At 71.8% G+C, this 23122-nt stretch carries 34 protein-coding genes and 1 riboswitch; of the genes, 33 read left to right on the top strand and 1 reads right to left on the bottom strand.

All coding sequences use genetic code 11. The features are described 5' to 3' along the window. The first annotated feature begins 2 nt into the window (after positions 1-2). From rplP to truA, 24 genes are all read left to right on the top strand, one after another. A complete protein-coding gene (rplP, locus tag ACGF7U_RS11945) occupies positions 3-428 on the top strand; it encodes a 50S ribosomal protein L16 (RefSeq protein ID WP_007465292.1) in 426 nt (141 codons plus the stop codon). Continuing rightward, the gene (rpmC, locus tag ACGF7U_RS11940) at positions 428-664 is read left to right on the top strand and encodes a 50S ribosomal protein L29 (protein ID WP_007073028.1); all 237 of its coding nucleotides are present in this window, start codon (positions 428-430) and stop codon (positions 662-664) included. Before rplP ends, rpmC begins: the two co-directional genes overlap by 1 nt. Continuing rightward, complete coding sequence (gene rpsQ, locus ACGF7U_RS11935) at positions 661-936, top strand: 30S ribosomal protein S17 (protein WP_088998356.1); 276 nt, start codon at positions 661-663, stop codon at positions 934-936. The genes rpmC and rpsQ overlap by 4 nt, the downstream gene beginning before the upstream one ends. A gap of 97 nt (positions 937-1033) precedes the next feature. Beyond that, positions 1034-1402: a 50S ribosomal protein L14 gene (gene rplN, locus ACGF7U_RS11930; protein ID WP_007073026.1), complete on the top strand. Its 369-nt coding sequence runs from the start codon at positions 1034-1036 to the stop codon at positions 1400-1402. Then, positions 1399-1719, top strand: coding sequence for a 50S ribosomal protein L24 (gene rplX / locus ACGF7U_RS11925; RefSeq protein ID WP_393105605.1), 321 nt, complete (start codon positions 1399-1401; stop codon positions 1717-1719). Before rplN ends, rplX begins: the two co-directional genes overlap by 4 nt. Continuing rightward, a complete protein-coding gene (gene rplE, locus ACGF7U_RS11920; RefSeq protein WP_393105603.1) occupies positions 1719-2288 on the top strand; it encodes a 50S ribosomal protein L5 in 570 nt (189 codons plus the stop codon). The genes rplX and rplE overlap by 1 nt, the downstream gene beginning before the upstream one ends. A 1-nt stretch (position 2289) precedes the next feature. After that, positions 2290-2475, top strand: a complete 186-nt coding sequence (locus tag ACGF7U_RS11915; protein ID WP_007073023.1) for a type Z 30S ribosomal protein S14 — start codon at positions 2290-2292, stop codon at positions 2473-2475. Positions 2476-2593: 118 nt separating this feature from the next. Beyond that, entirely contained in the window at positions 2594-3001 is a 408-nt protein-coding gene (gene rpsH / locus ACGF7U_RS11910; RefSeq protein WP_013288624.1) for a 30S ribosomal protein S8, read from the top strand. Between the two features lie 16 nt (positions 3002-3017). Next, entirely contained in the window at positions 3018-3560 is a 543-nt protein-coding gene (gene rplF, locus ACGF7U_RS11905; protein WP_091102572.1) for a 50S ribosomal protein L6, read from the top strand. Further along, positions 3557-3946 (top strand): 50S ribosomal protein L18, encoded by a 390-nt coding sequence (gene rplR, locus ACGF7U_RS11900; protein WP_073834923.1) that lies wholly within the window; start codon positions 3557-3559, stop codon positions 3944-3946. The genes rplF and rplR overlap by 4 nt, the downstream gene beginning before the upstream one ends. A 33-nt stretch (positions 3947-3979) precedes the next feature. Beyond that, positions 3980-4594, top strand: coding sequence for a 30S ribosomal protein S5 (rpsE, locus tag ACGF7U_RS11895; RefSeq protein ID WP_091102580.1), 615 nt, complete (start codon positions 3980-3982; stop codon positions 4592-4594). After that, positions 4594-4776 (top strand): 50S ribosomal protein L30, encoded by a 183-nt coding sequence (gene rpmD, locus ACGF7U_RS11890; RefSeq protein WP_007073018.1) that lies wholly within the window; start codon positions 4594-4596, stop codon positions 4774-4776. The genes rpsE and rpmD overlap by 1 nt, the downstream gene beginning before the upstream one ends. After that, complete coding sequence (rplO, locus tag ACGF7U_RS11885) at positions 4776-5219, top strand: 50S ribosomal protein L15 (RefSeq protein WP_393105600.1); 444 nt, start codon at positions 4776-4778, stop codon at positions 5217-5219. Before rpmD ends, rplO begins: the two co-directional genes overlap by 1 nt. Before the next feature lie 235 nt (positions 5220-5454). Then, the gene (gene secY / locus ACGF7U_RS11880) at positions 5455-6783 is read left to right on the top strand and encodes a preprotein translocase subunit SecY (RefSeq protein ID WP_393105598.1); all 1329 of its coding nucleotides are present in this window, start codon (positions 5455-5457) and stop codon (positions 6781-6783) included. Further along, positions 6784-7437, top strand: a complete 654-nt coding sequence (locus ACGF7U_RS11875; RefSeq protein WP_350681984.1) for an adenylate kinase — start codon at positions 6784-6786, stop codon at positions 7435-7437. Positions 7438-7530: 93 nt separating this feature from the next. After that, positions 7531-8382 carry a type I methionyl aminopeptidase gene (gene map / locus ACGF7U_RS11870; protein ID WP_393105596.1) on the top strand — a complete coding sequence of 284 codons (852 nt, stop codon included), beginning with the start codon at positions 7531-7533 and terminating at the stop codon, positions 8380-8382. Between the two features lie 357 nt (positions 8383-8739). Beyond that, positions 8740-8961, top strand: coding sequence for a translation initiation factor IF-1 (infA, locus tag ACGF7U_RS11865; RefSeq protein WP_007073013.1), 222 nt, complete (start codon positions 8740-8742; stop codon positions 8959-8961). Positions 8962-9054: 93 nt separating this feature from the next. Further along, the gene (rpmJ, locus tag ACGF7U_RS11860) at positions 9055-9168 is read left to right on the top strand and encodes a 50S ribosomal protein L36 (RefSeq protein WP_012184307.1); all 114 of its coding nucleotides are present in this window, start codon (positions 9055-9057) and stop codon (positions 9166-9168) included. Between the two features lie 263 nt (positions 9169-9431). After that, the gene (gene rpsM, locus ACGF7U_RS11855; RefSeq protein ID WP_007073012.1) at positions 9432-9812 is read left to right on the top strand and encodes a 30S ribosomal protein S13; all 381 of its coding nucleotides are present in this window, start codon (positions 9432-9434) and stop codon (positions 9810-9812) included. Positions 9813-9830: 18 nt separating this feature from the next. Then, complete coding sequence (gene rpsK, locus ACGF7U_RS11850) at positions 9831-10238, top strand: 30S ribosomal protein S11 (protein ID WP_007073011.1); 408 nt, start codon at positions 9831-9833, stop codon at positions 10236-10238. Positions 10239-10252: 14 nt separating this feature from the next. Beyond that, positions 10253-10879, top strand: coding sequence for a 30S ribosomal protein S4 (gene rpsD, locus ACGF7U_RS11845; protein ID WP_393105593.1), 627 nt, complete (start codon positions 10253-10255; stop codon positions 10877-10879). 99 nt (positions 10880-10978) lie between these two features. After that, entirely contained in the window at positions 10979-12001 is a 1023-nt protein-coding gene (locus ACGF7U_RS11840; RefSeq protein ID WP_013735931.1) for a DNA-directed RNA polymerase subunit alpha, read from the top strand. 34 nt (positions 12002-12035) lie between these two features. Then, positions 12036-12596, top strand: a complete 561-nt coding sequence (gene rplQ, locus ACGF7U_RS11835) for a 50S ribosomal protein L17 (protein WP_091102603.1) — start codon at positions 12036-12038, stop codon at positions 12594-12596. A gap of 68 nt (positions 12597-12664) precedes the next feature. Continuing rightward, positions 12665-13495: a tRNA pseudouridine(38-40) synthase TruA gene (gene truA / locus ACGF7U_RS11830; protein ID WP_393105591.1), complete on the top strand. Its 831-nt coding sequence runs from the start codon at positions 12665-12667 to the stop codon at positions 13493-13495. A 129-nt stretch (positions 13496-13624) separates the two neighbouring features. Here the strand turns inward: truA and ACGF7U_RS11825 are convergent, their stop codons facing one another. Beyond that, the gene (locus tag ACGF7U_RS11825) at positions 13625-14752 is read right to left on the bottom strand and encodes a hypothetical protein (protein WP_393105589.1); all 1128 of its coding nucleotides are present in this window, start codon (positions 14750-14752) and stop codon (positions 13625-13627) included. A gap of 135 nt (positions 14753-14887) precedes the next feature. Between ACGF7U_RS11825 and ACGF7U_RS11820 the strand changes: the two genes are divergently transcribed. From ACGF7U_RS11820 to thiD, 9 genes are all read left to right on the top strand, one after another. Continuing rightward, positions 14888-15493 carry a class I SAM-dependent methyltransferase gene (locus tag ACGF7U_RS11820; protein WP_393105587.1) on the top strand — a complete coding sequence of 202 codons (606 nt, stop codon included), beginning with the start codon at positions 14888-14890 and terminating at the stop codon, positions 15491-15493. Positions 15494-15534: 41 nt separating this feature from the next. Next, positions 15535-17214: an ABC-F family ATP-binding cassette domain-containing protein gene (locus ACGF7U_RS11815; protein WP_393105585.1), complete on the top strand. Its 1680-nt coding sequence runs from the start codon at positions 15535-15537 to the stop codon at positions 17212-17214. 281 nt (positions 17215-17495) lie between these two features. Beyond that, a complete protein-coding gene (locus tag ACGF7U_RS11810; RefSeq protein WP_393106247.1) occupies positions 17496-18440 on the top strand; it encodes an aldo/keto reductase in 945 nt (314 codons plus the stop codon). 242 nt (positions 18441-18682) lie between these two features. Further along, positions 18683-18791: riboswitch (TPP riboswitch) on the top strand. Next, entirely contained in the window at positions 18786-19412 is a 627-nt protein-coding gene (thiE, locus tag ACGF7U_RS11805; RefSeq protein ID WP_393105583.1) for a thiamine phosphate synthase, read from the top strand. (Overlaps the previous riboswitch by 6 nt.) After that, positions 19406-20566, top strand: a complete 1161-nt coding sequence (thiO, locus tag ACGF7U_RS11800) for a glycine oxidase ThiO (protein ID WP_393105581.1) — start codon at positions 19406-19408, stop codon at positions 20564-20566. Before thiE ends, thiO begins: the two co-directional genes overlap by 7 nt. After that, positions 20557-20757 (top strand): sulfur carrier protein ThiS, encoded by a 201-nt coding sequence (gene thiS, locus ACGF7U_RS11795; RefSeq protein WP_393105579.1) that lies wholly within the window; start codon positions 20557-20559, stop codon positions 20755-20757. The genes thiO and thiS overlap by 10 nt, the downstream gene beginning before the upstream one ends. A gap of 4 nt (positions 20758-20761) precedes the next feature. Further along, positions 20762-21532, top strand: coding sequence for a thiazole synthase (locus ACGF7U_RS11790; RefSeq protein ID WP_393105577.1), 771 nt, complete (start codon positions 20762-20764; stop codon positions 21530-21532). Between the two features lie 89 nt (positions 21533-21621). Beyond that, positions 21622-22320, top strand: coding sequence for a thiamine phosphate synthase (locus tag ACGF7U_RS11785; RefSeq protein ID WP_393105575.1), 699 nt, complete (start codon positions 21622-21624; stop codon positions 22318-22320). After that, on the top strand, positions 22317-23105 hold the full coding sequence (gene thiD, locus ACGF7U_RS11780) for a bifunctional hydroxymethylpyrimidine kinase/phosphomethylpyrimidine kinase (protein ID WP_393105573.1): 789 nt from the start codon (positions 22317-22319) through the stop codon (positions 23103-23105). Before ACGF7U_RS11785 ends, thiD begins: the two co-directional genes overlap by 4 nt. Positions 23106-23122: the final 17 nt, after the last annotated feature.

The raw sequence follows: 23122 nt of genomic DNA, 5'->3' as shown, positions 1-23122 counted from the left end.
AGATGCTGATGCCGCGCAAGCCCCCGAAGGGCTTCCGCAAGCCGCACCACCCGGACCGCAGTGGCGCGTCCAAGGGTGGTAACCGGGTGGTGTTCGGCGAGTTCGGGATCCAGGCTCTCGAGCCGGCGTACGTGACCAACCGCCAGATCGAGTCGGCGCGTATCGCGATGACCCGCCACATCAAGCGTGGTGGCAAGGTCTGGATCACGATCTTCCCGGACCAGGCCCTCACCAAGAAGCCTGCCGAGACCCGGATGGGTTCCGGTAAGGGTTCGCCCGAGTGGTGGGTCGCCAACGTGAAGCCGGGGCGGGTTCTCTTCGAGATGTCCTTCCCCAACGAGCAGATCGCGCGAGAGGCGATGCGTCGCGCGATCCACAAGCTCCCGATGAAGTGCCGCATTGTTACGCGCGAAGTGGGTGAATCCTGATGGCAGCGGGCGTTAAGGCCTCCGAGCTGCGTGAGCTCTCCGAGGAGGAGCTGGTCACGAAGCTGCGCGAGGCCAAGGCGGAGCTGTTCAACCTCCGCGTGCAGGCCGCAACCGGGCAGCTGGACAACAACCGGCGGCTGCAGGTCATCCGTCGGGAGATCGCCCGGATCTACACGATCATGCGTGAGCGCGAGCTGGGTCTCTCGGCCGCGCCGACTGAGGTGACTGCATCATGAGCGAGAACACCACCGCCGCCGCGCGGGCCCGCCGCAAGGTGCGTGAGGGCCTCGTGGTCAGCGACAAGATGGAAAAGACCGTCGTCGTCGAGGTCGAGGACCGGGTCAAGCACGCGCTGTACGGCAAGATCATGCGCCGTACCAGCAAGCTGAAGGTGCACGACGAGCAGAACACCGCCGGCATCGGCGACCGGGTCCTGATCATGGAGACCCGGCCGCTGTCCGCCACGAAGCGGTGGCGGCTCGTGGAGATCCTGGAAAAGGCCAAGTAGCGAAGGCTCAAGCTCGCCCGGCGTCAGTCGGGCGCGGGTTCCGCCAGGCTCCGGCCGCCCCGCGCGGCCGGAGAACCGGCAGACATAGGAGATAGACGTGATTCAGCAGGAGTCGCGACTGCGCGTCGCCGACAACACGGGTGCTCGGGAGATCCTGTGCATCCGGGTTCTCGGTGGCTCCGGTCGGCGCTACGCGAGCATCGGCGACGTCATCGTGGCCACCGTCAAGGACGCGATCCCGGGTGCCGGTGTGAAGAAGGGCGACGTCGTCAAGGCCGTCGTCGTTCGCACCGCCAAGGAGAAGCGGCGGCCGGACGGTTCGTACATCCGCTTCGACGAGAACGCCGCCGTCATCATCAAGGACGGCGGGGACCCGCGCGGCACCCGTATCTTCGGCCCGGTGGGTCGGGAACTGCGGGACAAGCGGTTCATGAAGATCATCTCTCTCGCGCCGGAGGTGTTGTGACCGTGAAGGTCAAGAAGGGCGACACGGTCGTCGTCATCGCCGGCAAGGACAAGGGTGCCAAGGGCAAGGTCATCGCGGCCTACCCGCGGCAGGACAAGGTCCTGGTCGAGGGCGTGAACCGGGTCAAGAAGCACACCCGCATCAGCACCACCCAGCGTGGCGCCAAGACCGGTGGCATCGTCACCCAGGAGGCTCCGATCCACGTCTCGAACGTGCAGGTCGTGGACTCCGACGGCAAGCCGACCCGCGTCGGTTACCGGATCGACGAAAACGGCCAGAAGGTCCGCATCGCGCGTAGCACCGGTAAGGACCTGTGATGAGCACGGCTACCGAAACCAAGACCATGCCGCGCCTCAAGGAGCGGTACCGCAACGAGATCGTGGCCCAGCTGCAGGAGCAGCACAACTACGGCAACCCGATGCAGGTGCCGCGGCTGGTCAAGATCGTCGTCAACATGGGTGTCGGCGAGGCCGCCCGGGACGCCAAGCTGATCGACGGCGCGGTCCGGGACCTGGCCACCATCACCGGCCAGAAGCCGCAGGTGCGGCGGGCGACCAAGTCCATCGCGCAGTTCAAGCTGCGCGAGGGCATGCCGATCGGTGCGAAGGTGACCCTCCGCGGCGACCGGATGTGGGAGTTCCTGGACCGGCTGCTGTCGATCGCGCTGCCGCGTATCCGCGACTTCCGCGGTCTGGACGGGCGCAAGCTCGACGGGCACGGCAACTACACGTTCGGGCTGACCGAGCAGTCGGTGTTCCACGAGATCGACCAGGACAAGATCGATCGGCAGCGGGGCATGGACATCACGGTGGTCACGACCGCCACGACCGACGACGAGGGCCGGGCGCTGCTCAAGCTCCTGGGCTTCCCGTTCAAGGAGAACTGAGATGGCCAAGAAGGCGCTGATCCTCAAGGCGGCCGCGAAGCCGAAGTTCTCGGTTCGCGCGTACACCCGCTGCCAGCGGTGCGGGCGTCCCAAGGCGGTCTACCGCAAGTTCGGTCTCTGCCGGGTCTGCATCCGGGAGATGGCCCACCGCGGTGAGCTGCCGGGCGTGTCCAAGGCTTCCTGGTAAGGGCGACCGCGTCCCGGCCGCCGGGCCGGGACCCCTTGCACCGATCACGTATTGCTCTTCGCCGTAGGCCCGGGGCGGAAGGCCCCGGGAACCCCGGCGAGAAAGGCTGACGAAATCCATGACGATGACCGACCCGATCGCAGACATGCTCACGCGTCTGCGTAACGCCAACCAGGCGTACCACGACCGGGTGACGATGCCCTACTCGAAGATCAAGGCGAACATCGCCGAGGTCCTCAAGGCCGAGGGCTACATCGCCACCTGGTCGGTCGAGGAGCCCGAGGAGGGCGCCGTCGGCAAGCGACTGGTCGTCGAGCTGAAGTACGGCCAGAACCGCGAGCGGAGCCTGGCCGGCATCAAGCGAGTGTCCAAGCCCGGTCTGCGGGTTTACGCCAAGTCGGACGGGCTCCCGCGGGTGCTCGGCGGGCTGGGCGTGGCGATCATTTCGACGTCCCAGGGGCTGCTCACCGACCGGCAGGCCCGCAAGCGGAGCGTTGGCGGGGAAGTCCTCGCCTTCGTCTGGTAACGGGAGACAGGTAGAAATGTCGCGTATTGGACGTAAGTCGATCCCGGTGCCAGCCGGCGTCGACATCACGATCGACGGGCAGACCGTCAAGGTCAAGGGCCCGAAGGGCGAGCTCTCGCACACCCTGGCCGAGCCGATCACGATCGACCGGGCCGAGGACGGGCAGCTGAACGTCAACCGCCCGAACGACGAGCGCAAGGCCAAGGAGCTGCACGGCCTGAGCCGTACCCTGGTCGCCAACATGATCGTCGGCGTCACCGAGGGCTACCGCAAGAGCCTGGAGATCGCCGGTACCGGTTACCGCGTCACCGCCAAGGGCAAGGACCTGGAGTTCGCTCTTGGGTTCTCGCACCCGGTGCTGGTGCCGGCGCCGGAGGGCATCACCTTCACGGTGGAGAAGCCGACGCTGTTCCACGTGGCCGGCATCGACAAGCAGCTGGTCGGTGAGGTTGCCGCCAACATCCGGAAGATCCGCCCGCCGGAGCCCTACAAGGGCAAGGGCGTGAAGTACCAGGGCGAGGTCATCCGCCGCAAGGCTGGAAAGGCAGGTAAGAAGTGAGCGCCACGCTGCTCAAGCGCCGCCGCGGCGTCGCCGCCAAGCGTGCCGTCGGGCGTGCGCGCCGGCACTTCCGGGTCCGCAAGAACATCAGCGGCACCGCCGAGCGTCCCCGCCTCGTGGTCACCCGCTCCCTGCGGCACATCGTCGCCCAGATCGTGGACGACACCAAGGGTCACACCCTGGCGTCGGCCTCGACCCTGGACGCGTCGCTGCGCGGTGCGGAGGGCGACAAGAGCGCCCTGGCCGGCAAGGTCGGCGCCCTGCTCGCCGAGCGGGCCAAGGCCGCCGGCATCTCCAAGGTCGTCTTCGACCGCGGTGGCAACCGGTACGCGGGGCGGGTCGCCGCGCTTGCCGACGCCGCCCGCGAAGCCGGGCTCGAGTTCTAGAAACCCCGTCACGAGAGAGAAGGAAGGCTGCTGATGCCAGGTCAACAGCGCCGTGGCGGCGGGTCCGGTGGCAACGAGGGTGGTCGCCGCGACAACCGCCGTGAGGGCGGCCGCGGAAACGCGCCCGTCGAGAAGACCCCGCACCTCGAGCGGGTCGTCGCGATCAACCGCGTCGCCAAGGTCGTGAAGGGTGGTCGTCGCTTCAGCTTCACCGCCCTGGTGATCGTGGGCGACGGCGACGGCACCGTCGGCGTGGGCTACGGAAAGGCCAAGGAGGTGCCCGCGGCGATCGCCAAGGGTGTCGAGGAGGCCAAGAAGCACTTCTTCAAGGTGCCGCGGATCGGTCAGTCGATCCCGCACCCGGTGCAGGGCGAGGACGCCGCCGGCGTCGTGCTGCTCAAGCCGGCCTCGGCCGGTACGGGTGTCATCGCCGGTGGCCCGGTGCGCGCCGTGCTGGAGTGCGCGGGTATCCACGACGTGCTCTCCAAGAGCCTGGGTTCGTCGAACCCGATCAACATCGTGCACGCCACCGTGGCGGCGCTGAAGGGGCTCGAGTCCCCCGAGGCCGTCGCCGCCCGTCGTGGCCTGCCGGTCGAGGACGTCGCGCCGGCCGCCATGCTGGCGTCGCGGGCGGGGGTGGCTTCCTGATGGCTCGCCTGAAGGTCACCCAGGTCCGGTCCGAGATCGGGACCAAGCAGAACCAGCGTGACTCGCTGCGCTCGCTCGGTCTCAAGCGGATCAACGACGTGGTGGTCAAGGAGGACCGTCCGGAGATCCGCGGCATGATCTTCGCGGTCAACCACCTCGTGAAGGTCGAGGAGGTCGAGTAATGACGATCAAGGTCCACCACCTGCGTCCGGCGCCCGGTGCCAAGACCGCGAAGACCCGTGTGGGTCGCGGTGAGGGCTCGAAGGGCAAGACCGCCGGTCGCGGTACCAAGGGTTCCAAGGCCCGCAAGAACATCTCGGCGGCGTTCGAGGGTGGGCAGATGCCCATCCACATGCGCCTGCCGAAGCTGAAGGGCTTCAAGAACAAGTTCAAGGTGGTCTTCCAGGTGGTCAACCTGGACCGGCTCGCCGAGCTGTTCCCGAACGGCGGCCAGGTCGGCCCGCTCGAGCTGGTCGAGGCCGGCGCGGTCCGCAAGGGCCAGCCGGTCAAGGTCCTCGGCACCGGGGACCTCGGCGGGGTCGCCCTCCAGGTGTCGGCGCACGCGTTCAGCGCGTCGGCCAAGGAGAAGATCACCGCCGCCGGTGGCACCGTCACCGAGCTGTAAGGGCTGTACGACCCGTGGCGCCCGCTCAGTTGTCTCAACTGGGCGGGCGCCATGGTCTACCTGGCATGTGTGCGCCGGGTAACATCGGATTCGGTTTATGTAGCCGGGCACATCTGCCCGGACCGGGATCGGGCTGTTAGAGTCCCTTCCCAGCTATGGATATCGGGCGCTCGCCCGGCACCCACCCCGACCCGCCCGGGTTCACCGGCGGCCCGCCGCGCGCAGGAGGAAGAAGTTGCTGTCCGCCTTTCTCAGTGCGTTCCGTACGCCTGACCTGCGCAAGAAGCTGCTGTTCACAGTAGGCATCATCGCGGTCTACCGGCTCGGGGCGACGCTGCCCAGCCCGGGTGTCTCGTACGGCAACGTGCAGAAGTGCCTCGACACCCTGGAGAACGGCTCCACCGGGGTACTGAACCTGCTCAACCTCTTCTCCGGCGGCGCGCTGCTGCAGCTCTCGGTCTTCGCGCTGGGCATCATGCCCTACATCACCGCGTCGATCATCCTGCAGCTGTTGACGGTGGTCATCCCACGGCTGGAGCAGCTCCGCAAGGAGGGCCAGGCCGGCCAGGCGAAGATCACCCAGTACACCCGCTACCTGACCCTGGGCCTGGGCATCCTGCAGGCGTCGGCGTTCGTGGCGCTGGCCCGCTCCGGGCAGCTCTTCCAGAACCAGTGCGACCAGTTCCCGATCATCCCCGAGGGCACCGGGATCCCGGACTGGCTGACGCTGACCATCCTGGTCATGACGATGACCGCCGGCACGGGCGTGGTGATGTGGCTCGGCGAGCTGATCACCGACCGGGGCGTGGGCAACGGCATGTCCGTCCTGATCTTCACCTCGATCGCCGCCCGGCTCCCCAGCGAGGGCTGGCAGATCAAGGCGACCGGCGGCTGGGGCAAGTTCCTCCTCGTCATCGCGCTGGTGCTGGTGGTCATCACCGCGGTCACCTTCATCGAGCAGGCGCAGCGGCGGATCCCGGTGCAGTACGCCAAGCGGATGATCGGCCGGCGCATGTACGGCGGCACCTCGACCTACATCCCGCTGAAGGTCAACCAGGCGGGTGTCATCCCGGTCATCTTCGGTTCGTCGCTGCTCTACCTGCCCCAGCTGGCGCTGCAGTTCTTCGACCAGACCAACCCGGGCAAGACCCAGACGTGGATCCAGAACAACCTGGTCGACCCGACCAGCCCGATCTACATCTCGGTCTACTTCCTGCTGATCATCTTCTTCACGTACTTCTACGTCTCGATCACGTTCAACCCGACCGAGGTCGCGGACAACATGAAGAAGTACGGCGGCTTCGTGCCGGGCATCCGCCCCGGCAAGCCGACCGCCGACTACCTGGACTTCATCCTCAGCCGGATCACCCTGCCGGGCGCCCTCTACCTGGGCATCATCTCGATCCTGCCGAACTTCTTCTTCATCTGGCTGGACAAGCAGCAGTACCTCAACTTCCCGTTCGGCGGCACCGCTGTCCTGATCATGGTCGGCGTCGGTCTGGAGACCACCAAGCAGATCGAGAGCCAACTCATGCAGCGGAACTACGAAGGGTTCCTGCGGTAGATGAGACTCGTTCTGGTTGGCCCGCCGGGCGCGGGCAAGGGTACGCAGGCCGAGTTCGTCGCCGCGCACCTCTCGGTCCCGAAGATCTCGACCGGCGACATCTTCCGGTCGAACGTCTCGCAGGGCACCCCGCTCGGGGTCGAGGCGAAGCGCTACATGGACGCCGGTGAGCTGGTGCCCGACGAGGTCACCATCAACATGGTGCGGGACCGGCTCGCCGAGCCGGACGCCGCCGAGGGCTTCCTGCTCGACGGCTTCCCGCGCACCACGCCGCAGGCCGCCGCGCTGGACAAGCTCCTCGCCGACCTGGGCACCGCGCTGGACCTGGTGCTGGAGCTGGTCGTCGACGACGACGAGGTGATCCGGCGGCTCTCCGGCCGGCGTACGTGCCGGGGCTGCGGCAAGATCTGGCACGTCGAGTTCGACGCGACCACCCGCGAGGGCATCTGCGACCGGTGCGGCGCCGAGCTGTTCCAGCGTGACGACGACAAGCCGGAGACCATCGCCACCCGCCTGCGGGAGTACGCGGACAAGACCGCCCCGCTGGTCGACTACTACGGCGCCCAGGGCAAGCTGGTGGGCATCGACGCCACCGGCCCGGTGGAGGATGTCACCGTCCGCGCCATCGACGCCCTGCGGTCGTACGGCGGCTGACGTCCCGCCGGGCTCCGGCGGATAGAGTGCGAAGAGCGGGGTACGTCCGACGTGCCCCGCTCTTCGGCTTCGGCAACGAAAGGTAACGGCTCCATGCGTCGTCCCCAGCTGGACATCCAGCTGAAGACCCCTGACCAGATCGAGAAGATGCGGGCCGCCGGGCTGGTGGTCGCCGAGGCGCTGCGTCGGATGCGGGAGGCGGTCGCCCCCGGGGTCAGCACCGCCGACCTGGACGCCATCGCCGAGTCCACCATCCGCGAGGCCGGCGCCGTCCCCTCGTTCAAGGGCTACCACGGCTTCCCCGCGTCAATCTGCTCGTCGGTCAACGAGCAGGTGGTGCACGCCATCCCGTCGCCGCAGCAGGTGCTCCGCGACGGCGACCTCATCTCGATCGACTGCGGCGCGGTGCTGGGCGGCTGGCACGGCGACGCCGCCATCACGGTCGGCGTGGGCGAGGTCGACCCGGCGCTGCTGAAGATGGCCGAGGTGGCCGAGGACGCCATGTGGGCGGGCATCGCCGCCGCCGCCCGGGGCGCGGCCAGCGGCAAGGGCCGGCTCACCGACATCTCGCACGCGGTGGAGAACGCGGTCCGCAAGGGCGGCCGGTACGGCATCGTCGACGGCTACGGCGGGCACGGCATCGGCACCGAGATGCACCAGGACCCGCACGTGCTCAACCACGGGCGGCCGGGCAAGGGCCCGCGCCTGGTGCCGGGCATGGCGCTGGCGATCGAGCCGATGATCACGATGGGTTCGCCCCGGACGGTCGAGCTCTCCGACGGCTGGACCGTGGTCACCCGAGACCGGTCGCTGGCGGTGCACGTCGAGCACACGATGGCGCTGCTTCCGGACGGCGTCTGGGTGCTGACCGCGCCGGACGGAGGCCGCGCCCGGCTCGGCGAACTGGTCACCTCCCGCCAGCCCGCCGACTCGCCGGCGGTCTGAGCGCGGATTTCCGCGCCGCCGGCCCTCGGTCGCGCGTGAGAGTCGTCACAGGCGCCCTGGTGATCGAGGGGTCGACGGCGTCGGGGACCGCTCCCACGGCCGGCGTCCGGGTGGGTGCCGAGGGAACCACTGTCGCCTTTCGGGTGGTCCGGCGCTCCGCGGGGTGGCCGGTTTGGCGACGGCCCGCATGCGGGCGTACACTTTCTGATCGGCGCACAGCGTCCACTCCGGCATGCCCACCCCGCGCTTCGGTGGGAGTCGGAGCCGCGGCTGGCGCGGGCTTTCTGATCTTGATCAGTCACCCGTGTAAGACGTTGTGGGCCGTCCGGAGTAACCGACGTCAGGACAGCGGAGGACATGCCGAAAAAAGACGGAGCCATCGAGATCGAGGGTCGGGTCATCGAGCCCCTGCCGAACGCAATGTTCCGGGTGGAGCTCGCGAACGGCCACAAGGTGCTGGCTCACATCAGCGGCAAGATGCGGCAGCACTACATCCGCATCCTGCCGGAGGACCGGGTCGTCGTCGAACTCTCGCCGTACGACCTGACCCGCGGGCGCATCGTCTACCGCTACAAGTAATCCTGACGACGGCCGGGACGTCCCCGTGTCCGTCTTCGACGTCCGGCGTCGCGCCTCGGCGCGTCCTCGGGCCAGATGGGAAGTAAGGCAACCGTGAAGGTCAAGCCGAGCGTCAAGAGGATCTGCAACAAGTGCCGGGTCATCCGCCGGCACGGCCGGGTCATGGTCATCTGCACCGACCCGCGCCACAAGCAGCGCCAGGGCTGAACCAGTTCCGACCGGCCGTGTGACAACGGCCGGCCGCAATCGGTCCGGGCCGCGGATCCAGACAACGAATCACATGCTCGTCCCAGCCGCGAGCGGTACGCGACGCGTACCTCTGCGTGGTTGACCCCCGGTCGGAGGCCGGGGCCCGCTCGGGCAGCGGCCGTTCCCGGTCGCCGGCGCACGACGCCGGAGGCGGAACGGTCGGTAGCGGGGTGGGACGGGTCCACACCTCCGCCAGAACACCACGAGGAGCACGCCCGCACATGGCACGTCTAGTCGGCGTCGACCTCCCCCGCGAAAAGCGGATGGAGATCGCGCTCACCTACATCTTCGGCGTGGGTCGGACCCGCGCCCTGGAGACGCTCGCCGCCACCGGCATCTCGCCGGACAAGCGCGCCCGGGACCTCACGGACGAGGAGCTGGTCCAGCTCCGCGACCACATCGAGGCCAACTACAAGGTTGAAGGCGACCTGCGCCGCGAGGTCGCCGCTGACATCCGCCGCAAGGTCGAGATCGGCTGCTACGCCGGTATCCGGCACCGCCGGGGCCTCCCCGTGCGTGGCCAGCGGACGCGGACCAACGCCCGCACCCGCAAGGGCCCGAAGCGGACCGTCGCCGGCAAGAAGAAGCCCGGCAAGAAGTAACTAGGAGCGCACAGACTTATGCCACCGAAGGCTCGTGCCGGAGCCGCCGTCAAGAAGGTCCGGCGCAAGGAACGCAAGAACGTCGCCCACGGGCAGGCGCACATCAAGAGCACCTTCAACAACACCATCGTGTCCATCACGGACCCGACCGGTGCGGTCATCTCCTGGGCCTCCGCGGGCCAGGTGGGCTTCAAGGGCTCCCGCAAGTCGACCCCGTTCGCCGCGCAGCTCGCCGCCGAGGCCGCCGCGCGCCGGGCGATGGAGCACGGCATGCGCAAGGTCGACGTGTTCGTCAAGGGCCCCGGCTCCGGCCGGGAGACCGCCATCCGTTCGCTGCAGGCCGTGGGCCTGGAGGTCGGTCAGATCTCCGACGTGACGCCGCAGCCGCACAACGGGTGCCGTCCGCCGAAGCGTCGCCGGGTCTGAGAGGTTAGAGAGAGATGGCTCGTTACACCGGTGCTGACTGCCGCCGTTGCCGGCGGGAGAAGATGAAGCTGTTCCTCAAGGGCAGCAAGTGCGATGGTCCGAAGTGCCCGTTCGAGTCCCGGCCGTTCCCGCCCGGGCAGCACGGCCGCGGCCGCACGAAGGAGACGGAGTACCTGCTCCAGCTCCGTGAGAAGCAGAAGGCCCGCCGCGTCTACGGCGTGCTGGAGAAGCAGTTCCGCGGTTACTACGAGGAGGCCGTGGCCAAGCAGGCCAAGACCGGTGAGGTCCTCCTGCAGATCCTCGAGTCGCGGCTGGACAACGTGGTCTACCGGGCCGGCTACGCCAGCTCGCGTGACCAGGCCCGGCAGCTTGTCAAGCACGGTCACTTCACCGTGAACGGCAAGAAGGTCGACATCCCGTCGTACCGGGTCAAGGAGCACGACATCATCGAGGTGCGGGCCAAGAGCAAGGAGCTCACCCCGTTCCTGGTGGCGCAGGCCCAGGCCGGTTCGCGGTCGGTGCCGGCGTGGCTGGAGGCGATCCCCAGCCAGATGAAGATCCTCGTGCACTCGCTCCCGGCCCGCCAGGTCATCGACACGCAGGTCCAGGAGCAGCTGATCGTCGAGCTCTACTCCAAGTAGTCGGAGCTCGTTGCGGTGGCCCGCCCTCACGGGGGCGGGCCACCGGAACAGTTTGTCGTGGGCGTCATATGGCGGGCGCCCCGGAAGAGAAGAGAAGACATGCTCATCAGCCAGCGACCGACCCTCTCCGAGGAGTCGATCAACGAGACCCGGTCCCGGTTCACCATCGAGCCCCTGGAGCCGGGCTTCGGCTACACCCTGGGCAACTCGCTGCGGCGTACGCTGCTGTCGTCGATCCCGGGTGCGGCGGTCACCTCGATCAAGATCGACGGCGTGCTGCACGAGTTCACCACGATCCCCGGTGTCAAGGAGGACGTGGTCGAGCTCGTCATGAACATCAAGGAGCTCTGCGTCAGCTCCGAGCACGACGAGCCGGTCAGCATGTACCTGCGCAAGCAGGGCCCGGGCGACGTGACCGCGGGCGACATCCAGCCGCCGGCCGGCGTCTCGGTGCACAACCCGGACCTCAAGCTCGCCACCCTCAACGGCAAGGGCCGGCTCGACATGGAGCTGACCGTCGAGCGGGGCCGCGGCTACGTCACGGCGGCGCAGAACAAGCAGGCGGGCGCCGAGATCGGCCGCATCCCGGTCGACTCGATCTACTCGCCGGTGCTCAAGGTGACCTACCGCGTCGAGGCGACCCGTGTCGAGCAGCGGACCGACTTCGACCGGCTGATCATCGACGTCGAGACCAAGCCGTCGATGGGTCCGCGTACGGCGCTGGCCTCGGCCGGTTCGACGCTGGTGGAGCTGTTCGGTCTGGCCCGGGAGCTGGACGAGACCGCCGAGGGCATCGACATCGGGCCGTCCCCGCAGGACGCCCAGCTCGCGGCGGACCTGGCGCTGCCGATCGAGGAGCTGGACCTGACCGTCCGCTCCTACAACTGCCTCAAGCGCGAGGGCATCAACTCCGTTGGTGAGCTCATCGGGCGTACCGAGGCCGACCTCCTCGACATCCGCAACTTCGGCCAGAAGTCGATCGACGAGGTCAAGATGAAGCTCGCCGGGATGGGTCTCGGGCTGAAGGACTCGGCTCCGAACTTCGACCCGGCGCACGTCGTGGACGCCTTCGGCGAGGCCGACTACGACACCGACGACTACCGCGAGACCGAGCAGCTCTAGTCCGCGCTGCCGCCACACCTGAGGAGCACCAAGCATGCCCACGCCCACCAAGGGCCCCCGCCTCGGCGGCAGCCCCGCGCACGAACGGCTCATGCTGGCCAACCTGGCCACCGCGCTGTTCCAGCACGGCAAGATCCAGACCACCGAGACGAAGGCCCGGCGGCTGCGTCCGCTGGCCGAGCAGCTCATCACCAAGGCCAAGCGCGGCGACCTGGCGTCCCGCCGGCGGGTGCTGGGCGTCGTCAAGGACAAGGACGTGGTCTACGCCCTGTTCGACCAGATCGCGCCCCGGTACGCCAACCGCAACGGTGGCTACACCCGGATCGTGAAGACCGGTCCGCGCAAGGGTGACGCCGCGCCGATGGCGATCATCGAGCTGGTCGAGGAGCTTCAGGTCGCCGAGCCGAAGGCGAACAAGAAGACCGCGGCCCGCAAGGCCGCGCAGCAGGACAAGGTCGAGGCGCTCGCCCCGGCGGAGGAGACCCCGAAGTCGAACTCGGGCGACCAGGACGCCGAGCCGCCCGTGTCGGCGTCCGGCGACACGGCCGCCGCCCGCGAGGACAGCGACGAGGCCGGCGAGAACGACAAGGCCTGATCCAGGCCACCGTCGGGCCCGGTACCCCTCACGGGGTGCCGGGCCCGACCCATGAGGCGGAGGTACGAGTGGACGAGCGCACCCGGCTCCGACTGGACGTCGCGTACGACGGGTCCGGCTTCTCCGGCTGGGCCGCCCAGCCGACCCGGCGCACGGTCGCCGGGGTGCTCGTGGAGACCCTCGACCTGGTGCTCGGCGCGGGTACGGCGACCGGGTTGACCGTGGCGGGTCGCACCGACGCCGGGGTGCACGCCACCGGGCAGGTGTGCCACGTCGACCTGCCCACCGCCGTGTGGCGGGAGCACGACGGGCGGCTGCTGCGCCGGCTGGCCCGGCTGCTCCCCACCGACGTGCGGGTGCGGGCGATGGCCGAGGTGCCCGCCGACTTCGACGCCCGGTTCTCGGCCACCTTCCGCCGCTACGAGTACCGGGTGACCGACGCGCCGTACGGCGCCGAGCCGTTGCGCCGGCACGAGGTGCTGGCCTGGCCGAAGCCGCTCGACCTGGACGCGCTGAACGCCGCCGCGGCGGGACTGGTGGGGGAGCACGACTTCGCCGCGTACTGCCGGCGCAAGGAGAACGCCACCACGCTGCGGGAGGTGACCCGGCTGGACTGGCGGCGGGACCCGGACGGCATCCTCGTCGCGACCGTGCAGGCCGACGCGTTCTGCCAGGCGATGGTGCGCAGCCTGGTCGGCGCGATGCTGGTCGCCGGGGACGGGCGCCGGCCCGTCGAGTGGCCGGGCAGCCTGCTCACCCGCCGGGAACGGGCCAGCGAGGTGACCGTGGCGCCGGCGCACGGGCTGACCCTGGTCGCCGTGGGCTACCCGGACGACCCGGCCGAGTACGCCCGCCGCGCCGAGGCGACCCGCCGGCTGCGCGTACCCCTGGAGGGCTGACCGCCGGGACGGCGCACGACCTGCTGCGGGCACGCCGGGTCGACCCGGGCGGGTGCCGTCGTCGGTGGGGCCGCGCGGAACGGGTGCGCGGCCCCGTGGCCCGCGCACCCGTCCACACCGGAGGTGCCGTCACTCGCCCGGCAGTTCGCCGCCGTCCTGTGTGCCGGTGCGGTCCGCGCCCTCGTCGGTCGGCTGGCCGGCCGTCCCGCCGTCGGCGCGGCGCTCCAGCACACCCCGGTTCAGGTGCAGCTCGATCATGTCGAAGAGCACCTCGCGGGCCTTCGTGTCGCCGGACCGGATGGTCTCGCCGTCGCTGCGGGCGACCACCGCGTACGCGAGGTAGTGGCCGCGCACCTGCCAGCCGACCCGGGCCGGCGCGGTGGCGATCGCCTCGGTGCCGTTGTCGGCGGCCATGCCCCGGAACCGGCCCTCCCGCTCGTCGAGCAGCTGCCGGATCCGGTCCCGGGCGCGTTCGGCGTTGGCCCGGTCGGTGAGGTTGAACAGGCCGGTGGTGACCAGGAGGTCGCCGTCGGGCGCCCGCAGCGTGGCGCGGACCACCTGGCTGCAGCCGAGGCGGTTCAGCAGGTCGGCGACCTCCCCGGTGGCCGCCACCGCGCAGCTGGCGCTGGAGTGGGTCTTGAGCACCTGGTAGGCGGGCTGCCCGTCGGCGACGACGAGCTGCTTGCCCGGGAAGAGTTCCTTGGCCGTCAGCGGCGCCTGGTCGGTGTCCCGGGAGTCCAGGTCGTGCGCCTCGGCCTCGGCCGACTCGGCGACCTCCGGCTGCCCGGTGGGCGTGGCCTGCGGCGTCTTGTTGCGCTCGTCGAGCAGGGCGGCGGCGCCGAGGCCGCAGAGCGCGAGCAGCACGAGCACGGCCGCGCCGCCGACCAGTACCTGCCACAGCCGGCCGCCGCCGCGCTGGGGCACGGGCCGTCCGGCCGGCGCGGGTGTCTCGGCCACCAGGGGCGGCTCGGCCGGTGGCGGCGGCAGCTGCGCGGCCGGTGCCGGCGGCACCTGTTCGTACGGCGTGGGGGACGCCTGCGCGTGCGGCGGGGACGGCACCGGGGCGGCGGCGCGGACCGGTTCCGGCCCGGCTGAAGGCAGCGCGACCTGGTTGGCCCGGGGCAGCGACGGCGTCGGGAAGCGGGACGGGGAGGGGCCGGCCGGGGGCGGCGGACCGGCACCGAGCACCGAGCGGTCGGACCCGGGCTCCGGGTACTCCATGTATGCGTCCTCATCGGACTCGTACCGATACACCATGACGCCCAGAGTAGGAGCCATTGCCCCTTTAGGGGGTAATAATGGAAAATTGTGGGCTTAGCTGTTCCGTGTCGTGCTGGGCCGTCCCCCGGACCCCGACCGGACGGCGGCGACGGCGGTGCGAGAATTGCCGGCGTGACCGGCGACCACTACTTCACCGCTGAGCCCGCGACGGCCGCCCACCCGCGCGAGGTCGAGTTCTCCGTCGCCGGCCGCGACTACACCCTCTCCTCGTCCGGCGGCGTCTTCTCCGCCGCGCGCCTCGACCCCGGCACGGCGGTCCTGCTGCGCAAGGCGGAGCTGCCGCCCGCCGGCACCACCGGCGCCCTGCTCGACCTCGGCTGCGGCTTCGGGCCGATCACCTGCGTGCTGGCCACCTCGGCGCCCACGGCGACCGTCTGGGCCGTCGACGTCAACGAGCGGGCCCGCGAGCTGACCGCGGCCAACGCGGCACGGGTCGGCGCGGCCGACCGGGTGCGGGTCGCCGCACCGGACGACGTGCCCGCCGACGTGACGTTCGCCCAGCTCTGGTCCAACCCGCCGATCCGGGTCGGCAAGGACGAGCTGCACCGGATGCTGCTGCGCTGGCTCCCCCGGCTCGCCCCGGACGGGGTCGCCTGGCTCGTCGTCGCCCGCCACCTGGGCGGCGACTCGCTGCACCGCTGGCTGGTCGAGCAGGGTTGGCAGGTCGGGCGGCACGCCAGCCAGAAGGGCTACCGGGTGCTGCGCGTGACCCGGTAAATGGTTGGGCCACCGGGCAGGTGCTCGGGCAGGATGCCCGCGTGGGATACGTGGACGTGGCAGGGGTCGGGCACATCCTCCCCGACGGCCGGGAACTCTTCACCGACGTGTCGTTCCGGGTCGGGGAGGGCGCCAAGGTGGCCCTGGTCGGGCCCAACGGCGCCGGCAAGACGACACTGCTGCGGATGGTCGCCGGCGACCTGCCGGTGAAGACCGGCGCGATCGCCCGGGCCGGAGGGCTGGGCGTGATGCGCCAGTTCATCGGCATGATCGGCGACGAGTCCACGCTGGCGGACCTGGCGCTGTCGCTGGCCCCGCCGGCGCTGCGCGACGCCGGGCGCCGGCTCGCCGAGACCGAGGCGGCCATGCGGGCGGCCGAGGTGCGCGGCAAGTACAGCACCGCCGCCGGCAAGGCCCAGCTGGCGTACGCGGACGCGCTCGCGGCCTGGGGCGAGACCGGCGGGTACGACGCGGAGGTGCTCTTCGACACCGTCGCCACCATCGTGCTCGACCTGCCCTGGGACGCCGCCCGGGAACGCCCCGTCCGGACCCTCTCCGGCGGTCAGCAGAAACGCTTCGCCCTCGAACTGCTGCTGCGCGGCCCCGACGAGGTGCTGCTCCTCGACGAGCCGGACAACTTCCTCGACGTGCCCGGCAAGCGCTGGCTGGAGGGCCGGCTGCGCGAGTCCGGCAAGTCGGTGCTCTACGTCTCGCACGACCGGGAGCTGCTGGCGCACACCGCCGACCGGGTGGTCGCCGTGGAGGGCGGCAGCGCCTGGGTGCATCCCGGCGGCTTCGCGAGCTGGCACGAGGCGCGGGTGGCCCGGCACGCCCGCCTCGACGAGCTGCGCCGGCGCTGGGACGAGGAGCACCAGAAGCTGCGCGAGCTGATGCTGATGTACAAGCAGAAGGCGGCGTACAACGACGGGATGGCGTCGCGCTACCAGGCCGCGCAGACCCGGCTGCGCAAGTTCGAGGAGGCCGGGCCGCCGCCCGTACCTCCGAAGGACCAGGACATCCGGATGCGGCTGACCGGCGGGCGGACCGGCAAGCGCGCGGTCGTCTGCGAGCAACTGGAGCTCGACGGCCTGACCTACCCGTTCGACCTGGAGATCTGGTACGGCGACCGGGTGGCGGTGCTCGGCGCCAACGGGACGGGCAAGTCGCACTTCCTCCGGCTGCTGGCCCGGGGCGGCACCGACCCGGACCCGGCCAACGGCCCGGTCGACGGCGCGGCGGCGCTCGCGCCGGTCGCGCACGGCGGGGTGGCCCGGCTCGGCGCGCGGGTGCGGCCGGGACACTTCTCGCAGACCCACGACCGGCCGGAGCTGATGGCGAAGACGCTCGTCGAGATCCTCTGGCGGGGCGACGAACACCGGGCCGGCATGGACCGGCACGCGGCGATGGCGGCGCTGAGCCGCTACGAGCTGGCCGGGCAGGGCGACCAGCGCTTCGGCACGCTCTCCGGCGGGCAGCAGGCGCGCTTCCTGGTGCTGCTGCTGGAGCTGTCCGGCGCGACGCTGCTGCTGCTCGACGAGCCCACCGACAACCTCGACCTCGCCTCGGCCGAGGCGTTGGAGGCCGGGCTGACCGCGTTCGAGGGCACCGTGGTGGCGGTGACCCACGACCGCTGGTTCACCCGCTCCTTCGACCGGTTCGTGCTCTTCCGCGGCGACAACGAGGTGGTGGAGACCCCGGAGCCGGTCTGGGACGTGGCGTGATCCCCGCCGACCTGGCCGACCGCCTCTGCGCGGTCGGCGGGGGTCGTCGCGGTGGCTGGTCGACGAGGAGGGCATTATCGCTTCCGCCGGGCGGCTGCCGGGCGCCCCGCCCGACTTCGCCCGGCGGTCACACGCGCTGCTCGGCGCTGTCGGGCACACCCCGGACGAACCCGCCGCCACGCTCTCCGCCGCCCGTCGACTCGTCGCCGACGTGCTCGACTGAACCCGAGGTACGCGGCGCGGGCCGGGCCGGCCGGCATAGGGTTGATCTCGTGACTGAGATGACCTATCGCCGGCTGGGCGACTCCGGGCTCGTGGTGTCCGTGGTCGGCATCGGCTGCAACAACTTCGGCCGCAAGCTCGACCTCGACGGCACCCGGGCGGTGGTCGACGCCGCGCTCGACGCCGGGATCAACTTCTTCGACACCGCCGACATCTACGGCGAGCCGCAGGGCGGCTCCGAGGAACTGCTGGGCCAGGCGCTCAAGGGCCGGCGCGACGACGTGGTCGTGGCCACCAAGTTCGGCATGGACATGCACGGGCTCAACGGCCCGGACTTCGGCGCCCGGGGCGCGCGGCGCTACATCGCCCGGGCCGTGGAGGCGTCGCTGCGCCGGCTCGGCACCGACCACATCGACCTGTACCAGATGCACGAGCCCGATCCCGGCACCCCGATCGACGAGACGCTCGCCGCGCTCGACGATCTGGTCCGCGCCGGCAAGGTGCGCTACCTGGGCAACTCCAACTTCGCCGGCTGGCAGATCGCCGACGCGGACTGGGTGGCGTCGTCCAACGGCCGGTCCCGGTTCATCAGCGCGCAGAACCACTACAGCCTGCTGGAACGCTCGGTGGAGACCGAGGTCATCCCCGCCTGCGAGCGGTTCGGCCTCGGCATGCTGCCGTTCTTCCCGCTGGCCAACGGGCTGCTCACCGGCAAGTACAGGCGCGACCAGGCCCCGCCGGCCGGCAGCCGGCTCGCCGGTGGCGGCCGCTACGCCCAGCGCCTCGCCGCCGCCGACTGGGACACCATCGAGGCGATCGAGGCGTACGCGGCCGAGCGAGCGCTGTCGATGCTCCAGGTGGCGATCGGCGGGCTGGCCGCCCAGCCGGCGGTGACGTCGGTGATCGCTGGCGCCACCACGCCCGAGCAGGTGCGGGCCAACGCGGAGGCGGGCGCCTGGCAGCCCACCGACGAGGACCTCGACGCCCTGCGCGCCATCCTCTGAGCCACGCCGGCAGGGCCTCGACACCGCGGCCCGGTGTCGAGGCCCTTCCGCCGCCCGCACGTCGCCGCCGCGGAAGGGGCGGAACGCCGGACGGCGCGGAACCCGTGCGGCGGAGGGTATCCCGACAGCATGGCGTAACCGAACCCTCACCCGCCGCCCCGATCGTCGGGATCGGACGCTCGATGTGAAATCCGCGTTCCGCCCTTGGCGGATCCGGCGATCCGTCGTACGGTGACACGCGCAAGTGACCCACGGGAGCCCGGTGCACCGGGCTGAGAGGGGGGCTGAGAGCCCCCGACCGTCGAACCTGATCCGGGTAATGCCGGCGCAGGGAGGAGTGTTGCCGTGCCGTCCCTGGGGCGACTGCATCTCATCACCGACACCCGACCCGGGCGGGATCCGCTGACCGTGCTGCGGGCCGCCCTGCCGGTGGCCCGCGCCGAGCTGGTCGTACAGGTCCGCGTCACCGACGACGCGACCGACCGGGAGGCGTACGACCTGGCCCGCCGGGCGCTCGCGCTCTGCGCCCGGTACGACGCCACCTGCCTGGTCAACGACCGGCTGCACGTGGCGCTGGCGGTGGGCGCCGCCGGCGGGCACGTCGGCGCGGACGACCTGCCGGTCGGGGCCGCCCGCCGGGTGCTCGGCCCCGCCGCCGTGCTCGGGGCCACCGCCCGCGAACCGGGGGCGGCCGCCGAGGCGGTCGCCGCCGGGGCCAGCTACCTGGGCGTGGGCCCCTGCCACGCCACCGACACCAAGACCGGCCTGCCGGCGCCGATCGGCCCGGCCGGGGTACGCGCCGTCGCCGAGGCGGTGGCCGTGCCGGTCATCGCGATCGGTGGGGTGACCGCCGCGAACGCACCCGCGCTGCTGGCCGCCGGGGCGTACGGGGTGGCGGTGGTGGGGGCGCTGTCCGGGGCGGCCGATCCGGCCCGGGCAACAGCGGAGCTGCTGGGAGCGCTGGGGTGCTGAGCCGACCGGACGTCGCCGTGGTGGGGGCGGGACCGGTCGGGTTGGGCATCGCCTGGCGCTGCGCGGCGCGCGGGCTCCGCGTCGTCGTACACGACCCCGCCCCGGGTTCCGGCGCGTCCCACGTCGCCGCAGGGATGCTCGCCCCGGTCGCCGAGGCGTACTTCGGTGAGCACGAGCTGACCGGACTGCTGACCGCTTCCGCCGCCCGCTGGCCGGCCTTCGCCGCCGAGCTGACCGCCGCCACCGGCGCGGACATCGGCTACCGGAGCGAGGGCACCCTGATGGTCGGGCTCACCGCCGACGACCTGGCCGAGGCGCGGCGGCTGTGGGCGTACCAGCAGGGGCTCGGACTGCCGGTGACGCCGCTGCGCCCCTCGGCGCTGCGGGACCGCGAGCCGGCGCTGGCGCCCCGGGTGCGCGGCGGCGCGTTCGCCGCCACCGACCACCAGGTCGACCCGCGTCGGCTGGTGCCGGCGCTGCGGGTGGCCGCCGAGCGGGCCGGCGCCGCGCTGGTGCCGACGGCCGTGCGCCGACTGTCCGACGTGGACGCCCGCGTCACGGTGGTCGCGGCCGGCTGCGGCGCGGCGGCCCTGACCGGGTTGCCGGTGCGGCCGGTGAAGGGCCAGGTGCTGCGGCTCCGCGCGCCCGGCGGCGTCGCGCCGGGCTTCCGGCACGTCATCCGGGGGTACGCCGACGGCGAGCACGTCTACCTCGTCCCTCGCCACGACGGGGAGGTGGTGGTGGGCGCGACCGTGGAGGAGCGCGCCGACACCGACGTCTCCGCCGGGGCGGTGCTGCGCCTGCTCCGCGCCGCCGTCGACCTGCTGCCGGAGTTGGCGGAGTACGACCTCATCGAGGCGATCGCCGGCCTGCGCCCGGGCACCCCGGACAACGCCCCGATCCTCGGCCCGCTGCCGGACCGGCCGGGCGTGCTCGCCGCGACCGGGCACCACCGGCACGGCATCGTGCTCACTCCCGTCACCGCCGACCTGATCGCCGACCTGGTCGTCACGGGGGCGGCGGACCCGCTGCTCGCCCCCTTCACCCCGGACCGGTTCGCGCCGGCAGCCACCGTCGCGACGGCGGCCCCGGCCGTCGACGGTCGGACCGGGCCCGGAGCGTCCGCACCCGAGGAGGAGCACACGTGGAACTGACGGTGAACGGCGTCGGGCGCAGCCTGCCCGGCGGCTCGACGGTGGCGGACCTGGTCCGCGCGGTCACCGACCAGCAGCGCGGCCTCGCCGTCGCGGTCAACGGGGAGGTCGTGCCGCGTACGGGCTGGCCGGCGACGGTGCTGCGCGACGGCGACCGGGTCGAGGTGCTCAGCGCCGCCCAGGGCGGGTGACGCGGTGAGCTTCGACCTGGGCGGCGTGAGCTTCACGTCCCGACTGATCCTCGGCACCGGCGGCGCGGCGAACCTGCGCGTGCTGGAGGACGCGATCCGCGCCTCCGGCACCGAGCTGGTCACCCTGGCCCTGCGCCGGGTCGACACCGCCCCCGGCACGGCGGGCGGCCTGCTGGACCTGCTCGACCGCTGCGGGGTGCGGCTGCTGCCGAACACCGCCGGCTGCTACACGGCGGGCGAGGCCGTCAAGGTCGCCCACCTGGCGCGGGAGGCGTTCGACACCGACTGGGTGAAGCTGGAGGTGATCGGCGACGAGCGCACGCTGCTGCCCGACGGGGTGGAGCTGCTGCGCGCCGCCGAGGAACTCGTCGCGGACGGGTTCGTGGTGCTGCCGTACACGTCGGACGACCCGATCCTGGCGCGGCGGCTCGCCGACGTGGGCTGCGCCGCGGTGATGCCGGCGGGCGCGCCCATCGGCTCCGGCCTGGGCGTGTCGAACCCGCACCACATCCGGCTGATCCGGCAGAGCGTCGACGTGCCGGTGATCCTGGACGCCGGTATCGGCACCGCCTCGGACGCGGCGCTGGCCATGGAGCTGGGCTGCGACGCGGTGCTGCTGGCCAGCGCGGTCACCCGCGCCGCCGATCCGGTGGCGATGGCCACCGCGATGCGGCACGCGGTCGAGGCGGGGCGGCTCGCGTACGGGGCGGGCCGGATCGCCCGCCGCTTCCACGCCCTCGCCTCCACCCCGGACGAGGGGCGGCCCGACCTGTGAACCGCCCCGCCCCCACCAGCCCCCCGCCCCCGGTTGCCGCCGCCTCGGCCCCTGCGGATCTTGGCAGGAAACGGCCCCTGGAGGGGCCCGTGGCCACCAAGATCTCGGGCGGTGTGCCGCCGGTCGCCGACGACGCGCCGCGTCCGTCCGGTGTCGTGCTGCTGACCGACCGGTGGCAGGCGCGGCGGCCGTTGGTCGAGGTGGTGGCCGGGGCGGTGGCCGGCGGTGTGCGCTGGGTGGTGCTGCGGGAGAAGGACCTGCCCCGTGCCGAGCGCGTCGCCCTCGCCGCCGACCTGTGCCCGATCCTGGCCGAGGCGGGCGGCACCCTGATCGTCGCCGGTCCCGACCCCCTCGGCGGGGACGCGGTGCACCTGCCGTCGGCAGGGCCGTACCCGCCGCCGCGCCTGCGCCTGGTCGGCCGCTCCTGCCATGACCGGGGAGACCTGGCGAGGCTCACCACGGAGGACTACGCCACCCTCTCACCCGTCTATCCGACCAGCACCAAACCCGGCTACGGCCCGCCGCTGGGCCCGGACGGGCTCGGCGAGCTGATCCTGCACAGCCCCGTGCCGGTCCTGGCGCTCGGCGGAGTGCAGAGCCCGGAGCAGCTGGTCTCCTGCGTCGAGGCGGGAGCCGTGGGCGTGGCGGTGCTCGGCGCGATCATGCGCGCGGACGACCCCGAGGCGGCGGCAGCCACCCTCACGGCAGCCGCCGACGCGGCACTCGCCGCCACGACCGCGCAGGCCAGGCCCGAGCTCCCGTCCGCCACCACGGGAGAGGAACGATGACCCCGACGACCGTCCTCACCATCGCCGGGTCGGACTCCGGCGCGGGCGCCGGCATCCAGGCCGACCTCAAGGTCTTCGCGGCCCTCGGCGCGTACGGCACCAGCGTCATCACCGCGATCACCGCGCAGAACACGAGGGGCGTCGACGCCGTCCTGCCGCTGCCGCCCCGGACGGTCACCGAGCAGCTCGACAGCGTGCTCGCCGACTTCAGCGTCCGGGCCGTCAAGACGGGCATGCTCGGCACCCCGGCGGTCGCCGACGCGGTCGCCGACGCGGCGCGGGACGGCCGGCTGCCGCACCTCGTCGTCGACCCGGTGCTCGTCGCCACCAGCGGGCACCGGCTCGGCGTGGTGGCGGCGGTCGAGCGGCTGCTGCCGTACGCCCGCGTGGCGACGCCGAACCGCGCGGAGGCCGCGGCCATCACCGGACGCCCGGTGACCACGGTCGAGGAGATGGTGGCCGCGGCGGAGGCGCTGGCCGCCGGCGGGCCGGAGCACGTGGTGGTGACCGGCGGCGACGTGGACTCCGACGGCGAGGCGGTCGACGTGCTGCACGGCGACGGGGTCACCACGCTGCTCCGCGCGCCCCGGGTCGCCACCCGGCACAACCACGGCACGGGGTGCTCGTTCTCGGCGGCGATCGCCGTCCGGCTGGCGCTGGGCGACCCGGTGCCGACGGCGGTCGCCGCCGCCAAGGAGTACGTCTTCCGCGCGCTGACCGGCGCGCGGGACTGGGAGCTGGGCGCGGGACGCGGCCCGCTGGACCACTTCGGCTGGTCCGCTTGATCACCAGGGAGGCTGTC

Origin of the sequence: Micromonospora sp. NPDC047670, assembly GCF_043204915.1 — a bacterium.
Classification (GTDB): domain Bacteria; phylum Actinomycetota; class Actinomycetes; order Mycobacteriales; family Micromonosporaceae; genus Micromonospora.
The sequence above is the reverse complement of the archived record's forward strand: the minus strand, read 5'-3'. Positions and strand labels throughout refer to the sequence as shown.